The organism is Alcanivorax sp. (assembly GCF_051117345.1).
Classification (GTDB): domain Bacteria; phylum Pseudomonadota; class Gammaproteobacteria; order Pseudomonadales; family Alcanivoracaceae; genus Alcanivorax.
In genome coordinates this window covers 1-18,271 of sequence record NZ_JBNPEC010000072.1, presented here as the reverse complement: position 1 = coordinate 18,271, position 18,271 = coordinate 1, and the positions used below count along the sequence as shown (strand labels likewise).

Genomic DNA, 18,271 nt, shown 5'->3' with positions numbered 1-18,271 from the left:
ACAAAGGTAAGGTGCCTGGGCTAACAAGAAAAAGAACAAGCACAGCCCCTTAACAATTTACCCATGATGAGCACCTTGTATTATTCTTCGCTCTCTCAATGCTTATAAAACCCGTAAAAATACAAAAAGGCTTTCATTATCATTCCACAGCGTGCTCATATTTATTTGAGCATGCACCCATTGATCCCCAATAACAATTCACTACGACCAGAACCAAGCATATAAGACATAGGAAAGGGATGCGCTAATCAACGCTATTAGCATGTGAATGAGCGTCCCGGAAGCTGGCCCAAAGGCATAATTCTTAGTTACGACAGAGTAGGCTATGGCGCCAATTATTATGGGCGCACTAACAATATAGAGGTAATTACGAACACTTAACTCATAGACAAAATACTCAATAAAAAAAGGCCAAAAAAGACAATCAACAGTGAAAAAGATTCTATGAAATCACTAAAACCCCACTTAGAGTCTATTTTTTCCACACCATAGAGCCTTCTCAATATTCTTGAAAAACCTGGCTTCTCCATCTACCTACCCCGTGCAGCAGCTCAGTCTGTTTCCGCCACAGCAATCGACATCTCATTATTGCCTCCTTCAATCAAAGAAGCCCCAGCACCACTAGTAAGTGTCCAGCACAATATACCCGGAGGACTGACTCCCAAAGAAATTCACTGGCTTCTCATGGGCCGTCACTTCCTTGCCCGCATACACCGAGTTACGGATATCGGTTTCCACTTCATCAGACAACTCGATACTGGTCAGTGCCTGATCCAGGTTAGCCTGGGTAATCGTCCAGATTTTCTGACCTTCGGCGGCGGCAAGCTGGATGGCTTTCACCGCACTGAGACCGTGGGCCGGCGCATCTTCCGTGCTGTACATTTGCTCTGGTACGAGGTGTTCCATGGCCGATAGCCGGGCACCACGAGCACGGTTGAACGCCAGCCTGCGCTCCACGTTGCCATCTTTGTCGACACGTGTACCCGCGAAGCGATCCACGTCAATGGCCAGGCCGGTAGCTTTGACGTTACGGGGAATGCCGTAGAAATAGACCGGGGACAGGCTGGTCTTGAAGAGGCCATAGCTGGGGGCACGGTAGCCCACACTGTGTGGCCTGCTTTTCGCTAATCTTGTCCTGCATGTCATTCAGGGCGAAATAACTGAGGATGGTGCTGTAGAGCAGATCACCGACTACCTGCTGCTTGGTCAGGCCCGCAAATTCTTCCGCTTCCAGTTTTTGTCGGGTGCTTTCCAGGTCGGTTTGCAGCTCGGATCCCATAGCGGCACTGATGATCACAGTGCAGGCATTCCGAATTGGCGATCATTACTGGATTAGGGTTTTCAAAACTGCCATTCGACACTTTCACAAATCGACAAATTACTTTTATCTATTAAAATAGCTGAAACAGCATTTTCATTGAAAAAATAAATGCCAGAAGACAAACGATCTCCAACTCCCTAATAATTGTCACCAAAAAAACCACGAGAAAGAGCATCATGCATATATTAAAAAATGAGAACAGCCTCCAATAGACGCTCTCTTCATCTGAAACCACATACCCCATACCAGTATATTTACCATAAATAAAATCAACTTTTTTTCCGCTTATTTCATCTGCCACATCAGAGGGAACCGAAAATTTCACTCCATTTATTGCGGACTCCGCATCCTCAAAATCCGACAAACGATATGCTTTATACCACGGCGGAGAAAACCCTTCAGATAGAATTGCCGCCTCTCCTTTCACAGTATTTTCAAATAAACAATATTCCAGAAACAAGAAAGCATAAACAAAGACCACCAATGAGGAAATAAAATAAACACCCGATAAAGTAAATGCTTCTATATTTTTGTTATTCACAAAACCATCCTAAACACACATACTTTCTTTCCACGCTGTCAATCTGCGACCGAAAAGAGCCATCATCTTACTTAAAATCAAGGGGATACCCCCTTCGCTCCACATTGCCATCCTTGTCGACGCGCGCGCCTGCGAAGCGATCCACGCCCATGGCCAGACCAGTGGCCTTGACGTTGCGGGGAATACCGCAGAAGTAGACTGGAGACAGGCTGGTCTTGGACAGGCCATAGCAGGAGCTCTGCGGCCTAAGTTACATGCCGGCTCTCGGCGAGCTCGCCCTACATGTCATTCAGAGCCAAACTCGCTATTTTTATTTTAATATCCTCTCTATCTTCAGAAGAAAAAACACGCAAGTCTATTTTATTTTTCCCGCTCAGGGCATACAAAGTAAAAAATTTAGAATTAACAAAACAATCGCAGATATCAGAAAATCTCAACTTATAATTTCTCAGTCTACGATCATTATAATCAAGCCCTCCATCATTGATCACCAAAACAGGATTCAACACAAGAGCGACGCCAAAGTATATATAAATGGCAGAAGCCAAAAAGAAGAATATTGAAATGTGATATGACGCATACCCCCCCCAAACCACCCCAGCCAGAAAAAGAACCAATCCAATTAAAATCCAGCTGTAGCAATAATATTTACGGGCCCAGTATTTATGCATTCACATAACCCCCCATACGGATGCAACTATTGATAGCACGGCCAAAACAAAGGCAGTTATCGGGGCGGAAATCATAAACCCGACAGCAGTAAGAAAAATCCCCAGGAATGCAAGAACCTGAGTTTTAACATCATTCCATGAAAGCTCATCATTAAAAACCAGTTCTAGGATAACAATATGCAATGCCAAAGAGAGCGTTAACGGAATTAGTATAGGGGCAATCATAACTCCGGCTACTGACCCTGCCAAAGCAATCCCTCCTATAGCAAGAACACCAACTCCCGCAACAAAGATGTCCCCACCATTTTCGCCGCCCTCAATCAAATAAGCCCCAGTCCCGCTATATGGATCCAGCACAATATACCCAGAAGACTGGCTCACAAAGAAATCCACCGAGCTCTCATGGGCCGTCGCTTCTATGCCAGCATACATCGATTACGGATCCATGCCCTATGTGTACTCATATTGCTTGAAGCTGGCATCCATGGGCACCCAGCTATCGCGCACGCTATATTTGGGGCCCAGGCTGGGGTGATATGATAGTCGATCCATCCCTCCACCCACACATGCTAAAGATTGATATGGGCAACTCCCCCACCGCTGACCATGTCTGCATTGCCCCCCCTGCCCCAGAATATTTCAGTCGGCTTTTTATTTGTAATTTTTATAATTTATTATCGCCCCACAAAAGAAAGCAATGCAAAGCACTATATTTACTACACCTCCATGCCCAGAAAAAAAATAGATGTAAAACTGATACAGTGCGCTTATAGAGAAAAAAAGTTTAAGTATCACATTTTTTTTTGCATTAGAAACCATCATCTATCCTCCCAGACATGCCTCTCGACTACCATCCAGATCAAGAATAACATTGCCATATCCCAAAATTGCTAAAATCGACCCAATAGCCGCCTGCAAAGAGCCAAAAAGCGGCATCAAAATGAGACCAAGCGGAGTCAATCCCGCCAACAGTCCAGCAAAGAAGCACTTTCGATCAAAAGTCACTCCTGAAAGAAAAATATCTAATAACTGGAAGATGCCAGCGTGAACAAGCACAGAAAGAAGCAAAGGAAGCGCCAAGCCACCAGAGAATGACAACGCCATCACACCAGCCACAGCAATTGCCATCCCAAGAAGCAGACCAGCTAGATATGAACCATTCTCCCCACCCTCAATCAGATAAGCTCCAGCCCCACTATAGGGATCCAGCACAATATACCCGGAGGACTGGCCCCCAAAGAAATTCACCGGCCTCTCATGCGCCGTCACTTCCTTGCCCGCATACACCGAGTTACGGATATCGGTTTCTACCTCATCGGACAACTCGATACTGGCCAGCGCCTGATCAGGTTCCCCTGCGTAATCGTCCAGATTTTCTGCCCTTCAGCAGCAGCAAGCTGGATGGCTTTCCCCGCACTGATACCGTGGTCCGGCGCATCTTCCGTGCTGTACATCTGCTCCAGCACCAGGTGCTCCATGGCCGATAGCCGGGCACCACGAGCACGGTTGAACGCCAGCCTGCGTTCCACGTTGCCATCCTTGTCGACGCGTGTGCCCGCGAAGCGATCCACATCCATTGCCAGGCCGGTGGCTTTGACGTTGCGAGGGATACCGTAGAAGTAGACTGGAGATAAGCTGGTCTTGAAAAGGCCATAGCTGGGAGCACGGTAGCCCACACTGTGAGCCTGCTTTTCGCTAATCTTGTCCTGCATGTCATTCAGGGCGAAGTAGCTGAGGATGGTGCTATAGAGCAGATCACCGACTACCTGCTGCTTGGTCAGACCCGCAAATTCTTCCGCTTCCAGTTTTTGTCGGGTGCTTTCCAGGAGGCACAGGAGGGCATTCAAAACTCTACATAATCGTTACCAGCAGCCCCTCTGATTAAAGAGGGTTTTTATGTATAAATCCGCCCCCTTTACAACCCCCAAAAACTAAAGCACAAAAGACCAACCAAAATAAGCACCCCCGCAGCCAGAAAACCAGATCTCCCATCTCTATCACCAACTGCGCCAGACCTAAAAATATACCCAAACGATGGTTCTTTTTTGGAAAAATGACAATAATTTGAACTTTCAACTTCCTCTTTCACCTTCGTGGCTTTTTTTTCTGATGAGAACAAACCTTTCCCATAAAAACCTATTCTACTAGATTTGTATTTTTCACCATTCACTGAATACTCAAAAGCAACCTCTACTCGATAGAGATCTATCGGAGAAAAAAAAACCGAATTCCTCTTCGTGAATCACAACACAATCAATTATGCGGACCCTGGAAAGGCCATACGGGGAAAACCTCCAATAAACCATAAACGGCCAAAAACCAAATACCAAAAGGGAGCAACCAAGCAGAAAAAGAAAAATCAACGACAATTCCCCGACTGAGACACCAACCATGAAAACCCTACATCTAAAACAGCTCCTGTGGCAAATGCAGCCAATGGGTTAGTAAACGTCAAAACCAGATTAACCACAAGAAGACTTATAATAGCGAACAAGCTCATAACATATGCCACCGCCTCAAAACGGTTCATACACTTAAGCCCATTAGCAAGCAAGGAGTGCGCAAACTTTGCGATCTCTAAATACCTTACAATTTTTCCCAAAATAGGAAGCTTTTCACCTCCGTACTTTGCCAAGCTTTCAAAAAAACCATAGAAGTATGTTAATGTGTTTATCACATACCCCAAACCATTCAATAGCCCCCCATTCTCCCCACCCTCAATCAGATAAGCCCCAGCCCCACTATAAGGATCCAGCACAATATAGCCGGAGGACTGGCTCCCAAAGAAATTCACCGTTCTCTAATGGGCTTTCACTTCCTTGCCCGAATACACCGAGTTACGGATATCCGTTTCCACTTCATCAGACAACTCGATACTGGCCAGCGCCTGATCCAGGTTCCCCTGGGTAATCGTCCAGATTTTCTGACCTTCGGCGGCGGCAAGCTGGATGGCTTTCACCGCACTGATACCGTGGGCCGGCGCATCTTCCGTGCTGTACATCTGCTCCAGCACCAGGTGCTCCATGGCCGATAGCCGGGCACCACGAGCACGATTGAACGCCAGCCGGCGCTCCACATTGCCGTCCTTGTCGACGCGAGTACCAGCGAAGCGATCCACATCCATGGTCAGGCCGGTGACTTTGACGTTGCGAGGGGTACCGTAGAAGTAACTGGAGACAAGCTGATCTTGAACAGGCCACAGTTTATAAAAAGTGTCGATATGGCAAACTCAGAACGCCTTTAGCACCATGCTTCATCCCTTTCCTATAAACCAAAAAAATTAAAAACCAAATAAACAGCTATAACAATTAACCCAGATCCCAAAAAACCCGATCTGCCATCTCTATCGCCAACAGAATCAGACTTGATGACATAACCAAACGACGGTCTACGCAAAGAAAAATAGCACTCCTTTGAATTCAAAACTCTCTCTCTTACCTCATTGGCTTTTATTTCAGATGAAAATTTCCCAGTACCTGCATACCCTATTTTGTTTGACCTATATTTCACCCCGCTTACCGAATATCGAATATCGGCCGATAAAGTATAGAAATCAAATGGAGCGAAGCCATACTCCTGCTCATGAATTATATTGCATTCGACTTCTTCAATTTCTACTTTCCCATACGGAAAATACAAAAAAAACTTTCCTTTATTCCAAAGACCGAAAACAACAAGAACAGCTCCTAAAAAAAGAATAAAAATCATCGGCAATTACCTGACTGAGACACCAACCATGAAAAACCCACATCCAAAGCAGCGCCCGTGGCAAATGCTGCCAAAGGATTTGTAAACGACAGAACAAGATCAACAATAAGCAAGCTTATAATAGCGAATAGACTCATTACGTAAGCGACAGCCTCAAATCTGTTCATGCATTCCAAACCATTTGCCAGCAACGAATGAACAAACTTTGCTATATTCAAGTATTGCACTATTTTATTTAGAATTGGTAATTTGCTCCCTCCATATTTTGCCAGACTTGCAATAAATTCATAAAAATATGTAAGTGTATTTATTACATAACCCAAACCATTCAATAGCCCCCCATTCTCACCACCCTCAATCAAATAAGCCCCCGCCCCACTATAAGGATCCAGCACGATATACCCAGAAGACTGGCTCCCAAAGAAATTCACCGGCCTCTCATGGGCTGTCACCTCCTTGCCCGCATATACCGAGTTACGGATATCGGTTTCTACCTCATCGGACAACTCGATACTGGCCAGCGCCTGATCCAGATTAGCCTGAGTAATCGTCCAGATTTTCTGCCCTTCAGCAGCAGCAAGCTGGATGGCTTTTACCGCACTAATACCATGGGCGGGCGCATCTTCCGTGCTGTACATCTGCTCTGGCACCAGGTGTTCCATGGCCGACAGCCGGGCACCACGGGCACGGTTGAACGCCAGCCGGCGTTCCACATTGCCATCTTTATCGACGCGCGTGCCGGCGAAGCGATCCACGTCCATGGCCAGGCCGGTAGCTTTGACGTTGCGAGGGATACCGTAGAAGTAGACTGGAGACAGGCTGGTCTTGAACAGGCCATAGCTGGGAGCACGGTAGCCCACACTGTGAGCCTGCTTTTCGCTAATCTTGTCCTGCATGTCATTCAGGGCGAAATAACTGAGGATGGTGCTGTAGAGTAGATCACCGACTACCTGCTGCTTGGTCAGGCCTGCAAAGTCTTCTGCCTCCAGTTTTTGCCGGGTGCTTTCCAGGTCGGTTTGCAGATCTTGGGCCTGACTTTGGCTGATGCCTTGCAGGTTCAACGCCAAGGCCCTGTATTCCCCGGCAACGGCTTCGTTCTGACTGGTACGCCAACCCTGGTTGGGTTGCCAATACCCCATTTCGGATTGTAGCTCGGACCCCATGGCGGTATTGGTGGTTGCCGTGGCTACTACCTCGCTGCCAATAGTAAATTCGCCGGTCAGGTCGATCAGGTAGCCCGGCAAGGTATCGGGAATATCGTTTGGGTCGACCTCGCCGTTTTCATCCGGCTCAGGCAGATAGCTGGCCAGGGTTTCCTCATCTTCCGGGGTAGCCGGCTTGAAGGACAGGGCCAGCTTGCGACCGGCCAGGGCCACAGTGGGCTGCTGGATGCTGATCAACTCGCTACCCTGCCGGCCGAACTGGTTGGTATAGAGCTGGTAACGGAATTTCCAGCGCAGGTTGTCCGGTAGCTCGGACGCTACCAACTTCCGTGTCAGCAATTGATAAGGCAGTCCAGCAGCCAGCTGCTGGTGGATCACTGTCTTGATGCTCTGAGTGCCCAGCACTTCCCCTACGGTGGCGTCAGGGGCCTGGTTTTCCAGAAAAGTTTCCAGTTGGGTGCGGTAATCGGCAAAGGCATCTTCCATGGCCTGCTGGGGTACGCCTTGCACCCAGCCTTCCTCTTCGTTGATGGTGCTTTGTTGTTCGATGGTCTGGGCCAGACCTTCGGCATCGAAGGGGACCTGCTCTTCCAGAGCCATACCCTCCGTATATTCGTATTGCTTGAAGCTGGCATCCATGGGCACCCAGCTATCGCCTACGCTATGTTTGGCACCACGGCTGGGGTGATAGTCGATCCAGGCCTCCACCCACACATGCTCCAGGTTGATGTGGGTGATTTCCCCTCCGCTGACCATGCCAACATTGGGGATACCGCCCTGCCCCAGAAGATCGCTGGCGGCTTGCGGTGTATTGACGTTGCCTACCCAGTTCATCACCTGATCGGCAGGCATTTGCACGGTACCGAACGTGTAGCGGGCAGGGATGTTGGCGGCACGGAGCAAGGCAACCAACAAGCTGGCTGTGTCGTAGGCATTGCCCTTACCGTGTTGCAGGGTGTAATCCGCGCCCTGGATGGAACCATGGCTGGGAATAAACTCGATGTTGTTGCGAACCCACTGGTAGATTGCCACTGGGTCGTGATCCAGCGCTTGCGCCTTCGCACGGACGGCATCGGTGAGCTGGGCATCCAGCGTGGCGGCCAGGTCCTCTTCCGTGGGGCCTCCGGGTTGTCCGAGCATGTCGGGGGTAATGACGTTACTGGCCAATTGCACACCACGCTCGAACAAGGGGAGCGCATTCCTGGCGCTTAATTCTCTGGCGGTGGTGGACGGCTCCGGTGTCAGGTTCGGGTCCGGGGTGCCCCATGGCAAGTTGTTCGGGTCAAAAGGATCACGGGGCTTTTCCAGGGTGAAGCTGTCCATCCACTCTTTCAGCGATGCCGCCGCGTCCTGCTGCTCCTGCAGACTCTCTGCTTCCAGCATGGCAGCCATCCGAACTTGCATAGTCTGGTAGCGTTCCCGGTATTGTTGACGAGCCTCGGCGTGCCGCTGCTGAATTTTCTCTGGCAACTGCTTCTCGCGCAGCCGCTTGCCAGTGGCATCAAATTCTTTCAGCGCCTGCTGATGCAGATACTCGGCCCTGCCAGCCAACCAGCTGAGGTCGTCAACGCCTTCCAGCGTCAGTTGGCTCAGCCCTATAACCGAAAGCATGTTATCCAGCATGCCGCCTTCCTTGGCCAAACGCTGGTCAATCACCGCTTTGCGGTCACGGACCTTGTCACGAACATGCTTGAGCACCTGATCCAGATGCTGGTTCTTCGCTTCCCAGCGAGCCTGCTCGGCAATGTCCTTCTGGCGCTCTACCTCCAGTGCGACTGCCCAGGATGGCCAGATCACCCCATTAAGGAGGAACAGCACTGCCGCCATCGCAATGGTGCGGGCAAATCGGCCGGACTCACGGATTTTCTCCATCGCTGGCGCGTCTACGTTATGCACCTTTCCCCTGTGCTCCATGAGTCCATTCCCCCGTAACATACTCTTAGCCTCGATGCTTGTTCCGTTCATAACACTCTCGCCCCCCATTAGCGGTTCAAGGCCCAAATTGCCCAATCCAGATCTACGCGTAGCGATGGGGCATCCGGGTGACTTGAGCCTGCCAGCGCCGATGTGGCTTTCAGGGCCTTTTTGATGGCGAGGGCTTCGTGCCCGTGATTATTGGCCACCACCGCCATTTCCAGCAGAAGCGCCGCTTTCTTCAGTTTCAGGTCAAGCAGGGACTGACCGTAGGCCGCCTGTACGGCCTGGGTCACTTCCATGAGGGTCTGGGTGTCCGGCCCTTCCTGCAGTGGCAGCATTTCCGATAGCATCAGCGAGGCACCGCTACCAAGGCTGGCCGTCACCTCCGCGCTTAATGCGGCCGAGCCCTGCGAGAAGTTCGGAACCAGCCAGGCGTGCAGATTACGCTGCTAGGTTTCACCCAAAGCCACCTGCCCGGCCAAGGGCCCATTCTGTGTGGAGGGCCAAGTGTTCAGCACATCGCCACCTGAAGACATAGCCAGATCTGCCTGTACATCGACAGCGGGCCCCGTGTTTTGCAACGACAGCGTGACAGGGAACACTGTGCCCGGGCGATTTATCAGATTTTCTGCTGTGGTGTATTCCAATGCCCGCGACAACAACCCAGCATGGTGCTCACTGCCACCTTCGGCGACCGCTTCGGCCAGTAGGTCGTAACCAACATACACAGCCCTACCCTCGCCGTAATCAAGATAGGTAACGGCATCGTGCTCACTGGAATAAGCCAGACACTGAAGCGAATGGTCACTGACCCCCTGATACGAGGCGGCAACATCGGCTTGATGGTGATGTATGCGCGGTAATCGGCGATCCAGAGTCAGTGGCAGATAGGCCGGCTCGGAGAGCGGGGATTGCATAAATTCCACGCCATCCGCCCGATGACCCTCCCAGCCCAGCAGACTAAACAGATAGTTACCAAGCAGACTCTCGTGTGGATGGACCCCCAAGGTCTGATACAGGGGCAGAGTCCGCGGCCTGTCACCGGCGGCATACACCAGCCCATCGCCCCGATTGACCGCTTCCCGCAGTTGCTTGGCGGTCCAGTGTCCCAACGGCACCCGGTCTGCCAGCAACAGATACTGCTGATAATTCCCAGATAACAAGGCATCACGGAAACCACCCAGAGAATCCACCAAGGTGTAGCTGTAGCCATTTTCAGTGAGGAAGGCATCCAGCCATTGTTGTTGCTGTGCCAGTGAGGGTATTTCCGACTGTTCATGTACAGACGACCCACTTTCGCTTTCCTCGACCTCGATATCCACGACTTCGAAGTCGCCGAGGCGCTGGCCAAGTGCCGGAAAATGCCCGCACTTGAATCCTGTCAGACCGGTTTCCAACTTTCCTTGCAGGAAAAGGAATATGGGGTACTTGGCAACAATATTGTGTTTGCCCCCTAGCAGCGCTGAGCCGGATACCCGAACCTCAACCGCCTCCCGGGTAAGGCTGGTCACCGCCACATTCACATCGGCGCCTATATTGCTGTCCAGCAAGTCGGTAAAGGCTTGAGGTGTCGATGCCTCCAGATCCAGGGTGAAGAAGAGGGAATTCAGCGCTTTCACGCTTACCAGGGTGCTCGCCGATAGCGGTTTGGGGAATTCTGCACGCAAAGTCAGCCAGTCCACAGCGGTACAGGTATCTTGCTGCTTGTCCGTCAGCACCAACAATCTCGGCTTCCCTGACAGGGAAAGCGCGGTCTCCAGAGAAATCGGCGGCTCCACCATCTGGAAGATCGCAGTGTCCACATCCCGCTGCTCACCATTTTCTTCCACCTGCAGGGCGCAGGCATGGCGAGTCAGGTTAAAGCCTGCCGTCCCAAACACATCCGAGAAAGTGGTTGTCTCCCCCGGCTGCAAACTCACTGTTCGTGTATCGCGATGCAGCTCGGCCTGGTTATCCACATCCAGTCGGGAGTTGATCACTGTCAGGTTCTGTATCGCCTCGCTGCTGATATTACGGAGCGTGAAATCACAGGTTTGCGGATCCCCCTGGTACACGCTAGCAGCGCGGGCCTGGACCTCACCTTCCACGGCTCTGATTGAGCTGATGCTGACGGTGAATGCCTGCCTGTCACTGGCCAGCACATCCCCATCATCGTCAGTCAAGGTGCCTACCGCTTCATAGTTGCCGGCGGTCACATCTTCCAGAGACAGGTTTTCGTAGAGCTGCACAACCTGGCCAATAGCCAGACCGGCCAATACATATTCTTTATTGAGCAACACGTCGCCGCTCTCGTCACTGACAACCAGGCGATAGTTGGCAGGCTGTATCAGTGTGCTACTACTGCTATTGAGCAGGGTATTCTCAATGACAGCCTTGTCACCCAGGTAATAACTGGCTTTATCAGTACCCACACCCACCGTCGCAACGGGGGCAGACACATCTCCACCTTCCCGGATTGAGAAGGGCACCGTCTGCGAGTCAAGCCGCTCTCCACTTTGGCTATACAGTTCGGCAATCGCCTGATAATCACCTGCCAGTGTCACCCCACTATTCCAGACCACGCCCAGCAAACGCTGCTCACCGGATGGCAAATCTGGCACCGGTTTACTACCAAGATTTGCAACCAGGGCGCCGCTACTATCGAGAATGCTATGTTGCACTGAATAGTCTGCTTCCACCCCGCCGGTATTGGTCACCAGGGAGTCCAAGTTCAGCGCTTCGGTTGGAGCTAGCAGGCTATCTGACAGAGTCAGCGTGAGCGATCCTCTGCGTGCGGCCACTTTCTTCTGAGCGAGATTATTGGTGTTATTGCATTCTGCCACCTGGCCCTCGATAGCAGCACGAGCATAAAGAGTGACACCCTGCAGCTGGTCGGGATCAACATCGTCCATCACCGCATTTTTGTGAGCGCCACTTTCAACTCCGCCACTAACAACCAAATCACCAATTTCTGCACCGGTGTCAGGGTGACCATCAAACAGCGTGATATGGATATCTTCTGAAATGTCGGCAGATCCCGCATTACCTATAACCATGGCAACTGAGGCCAGCTCTCCCACGCCATTGTCCACGAACTGAAGGGCACCAAGAGTCAAATCAGGGATCTTTGTTTCTTTTGCAACTTTCGAGGAAATACCTTCGATGTATTCCTCATAGCTATCCACCATGAGGACAAAACCACGCTCTCCGCCCGCCGGTTTGGGGAAGACAATACTGCTGAGAAGCGTTTCATTTGCCCCACCACCAACACCAATAGAATTGATGACATCAATACCTGCAGCCCGAGCCCTTTCAGACGCAGCAACGGCAGCTGATTGGCTAGACTGACCATCCGTTGATACATCAATCACCTGCAATGCAGTAGGTGGATTCGCATTACCGATGACCTCTGTCGCCCCATCGATGCAACTATGAATCGACGTCCCGCCTCCGCGTTTTCTGACACCACGAATCGCATCAGCCAGGCTGGCCACGTTATCTTCTTCGATCACTGTCGGATCGATTTCAAGATAATCTCTACTGCTGAATTGCAGTAACGACAACCGCATTGATCCGTCACGGGGAACAATATTCGGATTCTCGATAGCCTGGGCGGTCCCTTCCAGCTGCAGTTGAAATTCCGAATAACTGACACTACCGGAAGAGTCGAGGCACAAGGCCAGATCCAGGTAGGGTTTCTGATTACTCGCACACTCACCAGCCGTGCTTTCAGTGTTGTTGGTTTCCGATAGCTCGGAAATAGCCTCGCCCGCATCAAGCAGGATATGCAAAGGCGCATCACGGAACGGCAAATCACCCTGAACCGGCACGCTGATACGCTGAGTGGTGTCTACCTCCAGTATTTCCTCAACGGCGGTTTCGCCAAGTACCGGATCATGGTCCGGACTAAACACACCATCACGGTCTGCATCACTGAACACCCGCACAGAGAAAGGCTGCGCTAGATCAGCATTCCCGCGATTAATAATCACAACATCCAGTTCACCCGACACTTCGAAGGTATCCGGGTCAGACAGCAGATCTCCAGACTGGGTACTTTGCACTGCAAGATCGGGCAACAAGGCATCGATCCCCGGTTGGCGGAGACGGACTTCACCCAGATCAAGATCACCACCCGTTGCGATGACAACAGGGAACGACAAGGGCTGATAGTCCACTTGTGAAAATTCGAGCGTGTATTCGCCCAGAGGCAGACCTTTCACCTCGAAACGTCCGGAGGAATCTGTCATGGCCTCGCCGGCCACTGTCGAAGATGAAACCTTGACCTTAACCAGAACCCCCTGCAACGGATTCTGAGTACGCACATCCACCACCTTGCCGCTGATACTGTTCACCGCACTATCCAGTGGCACCAGCTCCAGCTCCCCAAGGTCATTGATAACACCCGCCTCAACGCGTGCAGTGGCGCCAATGGCACTATAGCCGGAAGCGGTAATGGTAATTTCTACCTCAGCCGCCAAAAGCTCCCTGAGCTGAAAATGCCCATCACTGTCGGTAATAACTGTTACCGGTGCAGTACCATCCAGGTAATCGACAGAGACTTGTGCCTCCATAATCCCCCGGCCGGTAATCGCGTCAATGACAACACCCTGGAATCCACCCGGCTGCTGTTGCGGTGCATCGCCAGAGGGGGCAAGCAGCGGGGAAAACTCCACGCTGGCCCCGTCAGATACCTCTGCTTCAGCGGATACACTCTCAAAACCTGCTGCCGACACCCCCAACGTCAGGTTACCTGCAGGTAAGTCCTCTAGACGATATTGACCCTGTGCATCCGTAGTGACCGATTTGGCAACACCCTGCACTTCCGCGCTGACCATTGCACCGCTAATCGATGCTCCCTGGTGACTGCTGCTAATGGTGCCAAAAACATTCACACCCTCCGGCACCGCCGCCTTCAATGCGGGGGAAAACAGCAGGGTTTGGCCAGCCGCCATTTCCGCATTACCGGTTACTGACTCATAGCCTTGCGCTGAAGCAATAATACTAAGCGGTCCCGCCGGCACTTCACTGAACAGGTAGGAGCCATCCGTCGCCGTGCCAGAGGAAAGGCCCGTGCCGGCCAACGTTACCGTTGCCTGCGCTAACGGAGCCCCGCTATCCCGATCCGTGATGGTGCCGCGTACAATGCCGGTTTGCAGGGGCTCGCCGGTATCCGGATCAGTTTTCTGGATATTAAGCGACAACGCACCGAGATCCCGCTTGTCGCCGGTTGTCAGCACCGTGTTGAGCACCAGGGTGCTATACCCTCCTTTGCTCATGGAAATCTGGTAAAGGCCAGGCGTCAGGCGGTTGGCAAAAAATCCACCGCCTGCATTGGTGACAAGCTGGCGAGATTCAGGCCCGGCAAGAGCAATATCAACGCCTGCAAGAGGCTGGCCGCTCTGGGCATCCACGAGGGTACCGGTAAGGCTTGTCATGTCTGCAGCGGGACGGGATGCTGCCGACAGTACACGCAGGGCCAGAGCCGTGACATACACATCCTGCTCGAAATCCCCATCCGGGTTCTGCCTGTTTTGCAGCGCATTCAGTGCCTGCTGGAGGGAAGTCCGGTCAACTGCCCGCGACACCAGGGCATACAACGCCAATGCAGAACTTTCAGTATCGCCCCAGAGCTGACCCTCTTGCTGGGCCAGCAAGAAATCCTCGGCTGCTTGCAGAGGAGACTCCACATCATAGACATGGCGATACTGCCAAAGCGCATGCATAGCCAGAGCGGTAATCTGGACTCGCCCCACATCGCCAGCCAATGCCCAACTGCCATCATCATTCTGGGCATTGATCAGATATTGCAGCGCATAGGCAGCAGGCTCCTGAGTAATGCCCAACAAGGATAGTGTTTCCAGTGCGTAGGCTGTGCTTAATGGGTCTGGGTCATAGCCGGGAAATGCCCCAAATCCGGAACCGGCTATTTGGCGCTTAAGCAATTCGTCCTGTGCCTCACCAAACTCCTGGACCAGTGCGTAAGCCGTCCGGATACTACGGGACAGGTTCTCCGCACTGTGATCTGCATCGACGCTGGCAAGATAGCTGGTCACACCACTCAACGCACCGACAAGACTCTGATCCGCATCAAGCAGGTTGATTGTGGCTTCCGTGGTGGACTGAAAGGTGATGGCTTTTGAGGCGGGAGAGTCCAGACTACCATCGGCCTGAATTTGATCAACAAGCCACTGTTTTGCCGCCTCCTGGCTTCCCAACCCTGGTACAGGAAGCAATAACAACAGACAGAAAAGGGCCTGAATCCAGCCCCAGATACCCGAACGTGACGCAGCCATGCGATCCCCCGCTTGTAACCCTACGCTTCTTTTATGAGATAGAGCGCAAAGGCTACCAGCAAGGTACAAGCTATTATGTAAGACATCTCTTAAGGAGGGTGTAAGCGTTTTACCTAAAAACCGGCAACACCTTAACGTTGAAGAAACATTGGAATGCAGTTATTTAGCGCCGCTCAACTGCAGCATGTAGATGACGGTGTTGCGGATTTCGTCGTCGCTGCAGTCGAAGCAGCCTCCACGAGGGGGCATGGAGTTGATGCCGGCGATGGCTTCCTGGACCAGGGTATCGAAACCTTCTTCTTCGATTTCGTGGGACCAGTAGAGGCGGTGTTCCTTGCCGACACGGGGAGCGCCCAGGGCGCCGGAGCCGTGGCAGGTAACACAGTATTGGCGATACAACTGCGCCCCGTCGCGCATCTGCGAAGCATCCGCAGTGGTCGGGGCGCTATCGTCGGAACAGGCTGCCAGCCACAAGGCCGACAGCAGGATTCCCAGAGAACGCAGCAAGGTTACTGGCTCTGCTCGACCATGTACTCGACGGCGGCCTTGATCTCGTCGTCGGAGCAATCCATGCACATGCCCTTGGGCGGCATGGCATTAAAGCCTTCGATGGCGTGCTTGACCAGGGTGGCATTGCCCTTGGCAATACGTGGCCCCCAGGCAGCAGCATCGCCGGTCTTCGGCGCACCGGCGGCACCGGTGGCGTGACAGGCGGAACAGGCGGACTGGTGAACCTGTTCACCGCTACGCGGACCACTGGCGACTTCTTCAGTGGCAGCAGCAGCGCTGCCACAATCTTCACCCTCGACGCACACAGAACCTACCGGCTGAAGACGTTCGGCGATGGCGCGCTCACTGAATACAGATCGCTCACCCAGCGGGTACGGGGAAATTTCCTTGGCGCTCTTGGCAGCCACGCTACCGGCGGCAAACAGGGTAGCGACCAGTACCAGGCTGGCAGTCAGCATCTTTTTCACGATTCCACCTCTATTCTCTGTGATTCGCCCGAGGGCGCTGCGGCGGGATTATACCCGCTCAGGGCGTGGGGACAAAACGCTTGCTGTTACGCGGCCTTATTTAGTCTATCTCGACGCGAGGTAATGACAGGGTGAAGCGGCTGCCTTCGTTAGGCACACTGTCCACCCGAATGTCACCGCTGTGGCGCTCCGTCACCACCTTGACGAAGCGCAGCCCCATGCCCGCGCCGCGTGTGCGGGCGCCACCACTGGTGCTGGCGCGGCTGAAGCGCTGGAACAGCCGCTCCTGGAATTCCGGCGGAATGCCCACACCCCGGTCGCGTACTTCACAGAGCACGGCCTCCTCCCGGGCATACAGGCGCACATCCACGGAACTGCCCGCATGGCTGTATTTAATGGCATTGGTGAGCAAATTCACCATTAACCGCTCGAGCAATTCATTATTGCCCAGCACCCAGACCTCCTGATGGGGGTCATAATCAAAGCGCAGGGTGATATCGGCCTGCTGGGCCTGAATCTGCACCATGTCGATGGCGCTCTCCACCACATCGAGCATGTCCTGCTCGTTCATTTCTACCGATTCCACCGCTTCCACCCGGGCCAGCTGCAGAAACTGCTCGGCGATATTCAGGTTGCGCTGGGCATAGTGCTGCACGTTGTCCAGAAAGCCCTCCAGGGACTGTCCATCGCCCTGCTGACGCATTTTCTCGGTGAGCGCCAACACCGACACCATGGGGGAGCGCAGGTCATGGGAGAGGAAATCCAGCATTTCCGAGCGGGCCCGCATGGCCTGCTTCACATCGCTGATGTCCTTAAAGGAGATGATCATCATCCGACCCGGATTGTCACCGGCATGCACCAGCAGAATATCCAGGTAGAGGTCTGCCCCCTGACGATTGCGGCATTCCAGCTGGGTACGCCCTTCGGCCAGGGATTGACGCAACAACTCGTCCCAGCTGTGCTCGCGCAGGTCCAGCTCCCGCCCCAGATCCGTCACCATGGGCTGACCCGCATCCAGAGCACCCATTTCCAGACCGAGAAGAAAGGAAGCCTGGGGGTTGGCGTAGACGATCACCCCACAGGCATCGGCGATGATCACCCCTTCGCGGATCTGCGCCAGGGTCACCTGGAAGAAGCGGGTCAGCGCTTCCTGACGGTCTTCTTCCCGGCGCAGCCGATCGATGTGTTTTTCCAGCACTTCATAGCGGGGCCCCACAGTGGGTGCATGGGTGCGCACCCGTACCAGCATGGCCCGCACCCAGTAGTCGTAGGTATCCGCATGCAGGGCCTGATGCCACACCAGGTCCAGCTCGTAACGACGCCCCTCATGCTTGAAGCGATACTGGCGCGCCAGCGACCCTTTCCAGGTGGCTGCGGGCAGGCTGTCGCCACCCCGCCAGGGCTTTTCCCCTCCCAGCAATCGCCAGGCACGCACAGGCAGCACCTGATCGAACATGCGCCCCATCTGCTCCAGGGTGGAAGGCCGGGTCAGACGCTGATTCAAATCGCTGTATTCGGACAACCGCTCCAGGGCATGACGCATATAGGACAGGGAATATTCCAGGCGCCGCCAGGTCCACAGCGGATAGCCCATCAATGCCGCCACCATGGCCCCGGATGGCCGGAACCACAGCCGCAACACGATCACCACCACCATGCTTGTCAGCAGCCAGAGCAGAATCCACCCGGACACCCGCC

The 18,271-nt window shown here is 53.0% G+C and carries 17 protein-coding genes; all 17 read right to left on the bottom strand.

Features of this window, described 5'->3' with window-relative positions:
- Nucleotides 1-621 precede the first annotated feature (621 nt).
- On the bottom strand, nt 622-1,104 hold the full coding sequence (locus ACFE0K_RS04570) for a hypothetical protein (protein WP_434534938.1): 483 nt from the start codon (nt 1,102-1,104) through the stop codon (nt 622-624).
- Nucleotides 1,028-1,279, bottom strand: coding sequence for a hypothetical protein (locus tag ACFE0K_RS04565; protein WP_434534937.1), 252 nt, complete (start codon nt 1,277-1,279; stop codon nt 1,028-1,030). The genes ACFE0K_RS04570 and ACFE0K_RS04565 overlap by 77 nt, the downstream gene beginning before the upstream one ends.
- 112 nt (nt 1,280-1,391) lie before the next feature.
- The gene (locus ACFE0K_RS04560; protein WP_434534936.1) at nt 1,392-1,862 is read right to left on the bottom strand and encodes a hypothetical protein; all 471 of its coding nucleotides are present in this window, start codon (nt 1,860-1,862) and stop codon (nt 1,392-1,394) included.
- A 278-nt stretch (nt 1,863-2,140) separates the two neighbouring features.
- The gene (locus ACFE0K_RS04555; protein WP_434534935.1) at nt 2,141-2,533 is read right to left on the bottom strand and encodes a hypothetical protein; all 393 of its coding nucleotides are present in this window, start codon (nt 2,531-2,533) and stop codon (nt 2,141-2,143) included.
- Nucleotides 2,534-2,926, bottom strand: a complete 393-nt coding sequence (locus ACFE0K_RS04550; RefSeq protein ID WP_434534934.1) for a hypothetical protein — start codon at nt 2,924-2,926, stop codon at nt 2,534-2,536.
- A 429-nt stretch (nt 2,927-3,355) separates the two neighbouring features.
- Nucleotides 3,356-3,856: a hypothetical protein gene (locus ACFE0K_RS04545; RefSeq protein ID WP_434534933.1), complete on the bottom strand. Its 501-nt coding sequence runs from the start codon at nt 3,854-3,856 to the stop codon at nt 3,356-3,358.
- Nucleotides 3,841-4,380, bottom strand: a complete 540-nt coding sequence (locus ACFE0K_RS04540; RefSeq protein WP_434534932.1) for a hypothetical protein — start codon at nt 4,378-4,380, stop codon at nt 3,841-3,843. The genes ACFE0K_RS04545 and ACFE0K_RS04540 overlap by 16 nt, the downstream gene beginning before the upstream one ends.
- A 68-nt stretch (nt 4,381-4,448) precedes the next feature.
- Nucleotides 4,449-4,703 (bottom strand): hypothetical protein, encoded by a 255-nt coding sequence (locus ACFE0K_RS04535; RefSeq protein WP_434534931.1) that lies wholly within the window; start codon nt 4,701-4,703, stop codon nt 4,449-4,451.
- Nucleotides 4,704-4,892: 189 nt separating this feature from the next.
- Nucleotides 4,893-5,291, bottom strand: a complete 399-nt coding sequence (locus tag ACFE0K_RS04530; protein ID WP_434534930.1) for a hypothetical protein — start codon at nt 5,289-5,291, stop codon at nt 4,893-4,895.
- A gap of 42 nt (nt 5,292-5,333) precedes the next feature.
- On the bottom strand, nt 5,334-5,657 hold the full coding sequence (locus ACFE0K_RS04525) for a hypothetical protein (protein WP_434534929.1): 324 nt from the start codon (nt 5,655-5,657) through the stop codon (nt 5,334-5,336).
- A 140-nt stretch (nt 5,658-5,797) separates the two neighbouring features.
- The gene (locus tag ACFE0K_RS04520) at nt 5,798-6,241 is read right to left on the bottom strand and encodes a hypothetical protein (protein ID WP_434534928.1); all 444 of its coding nucleotides are present in this window, start codon (nt 6,239-6,241) and stop codon (nt 5,798-5,800) included.
- Nucleotides 6,238-9,300: a transglutaminase-like domain-containing protein gene (locus ACFE0K_RS04515; protein WP_434534927.1), complete on the bottom strand. Its 3,063-nt coding sequence runs from the start codon at nt 9,298-9,300 to the stop codon at nt 6,238-6,240. The genes ACFE0K_RS04520 and ACFE0K_RS04515 overlap by 4 nt, the downstream gene beginning before the upstream one ends.
- A gap of 86 nt (nt 9,301-9,386) precedes the next feature.
- Nucleotides 9,387-9,704 carry a hypothetical protein gene (locus tag ACFE0K_RS04510; protein ID WP_434534926.1) on the bottom strand — a complete coding sequence of 106 codons (318 nt, stop codon included), beginning with the start codon at nt 9,702-9,704 and terminating at the stop codon, nt 9,387-9,389.
- A gap of 66 nt (nt 9,705-9,770) precedes the next feature.
- Nucleotides 9,771-15,596, bottom strand: a complete 5,826-nt coding sequence (locus ACFE0K_RS04505; protein WP_434534925.1) for a carboxypeptidase regulatory-like domain-containing protein — start codon at nt 15,594-15,596, stop codon at nt 9,771-9,773.
- A 159-nt stretch (nt 15,597-15,755) separates the two neighbouring features.
- A complete protein-coding gene (locus ACFE0K_RS04500) occupies nt 15,756-16,103 on the bottom strand; it encodes a c-type cytochrome (protein WP_434534924.1) in 348 nt (115 codons plus the stop codon).
- 2 nt (nt 16,104-16,105) lie between these two features.
- Entirely contained in the window at nt 16,106-16,564 is a 459-nt protein-coding gene (locus ACFE0K_RS04495; RefSeq protein ID WP_434534939.1) for a c-type cytochrome, read from the bottom strand.
- Nucleotides 16,565-16,673: 109 nt separating this feature from the next.
- Nucleotides 16,674-18,271, bottom strand: a 1,598-nt coding sequence (locus ACFE0K_RS04490; RefSeq protein ID WP_434534923.1) for a sensor histidine kinase, incomplete at its 5' end; no start/stop codon positions are given.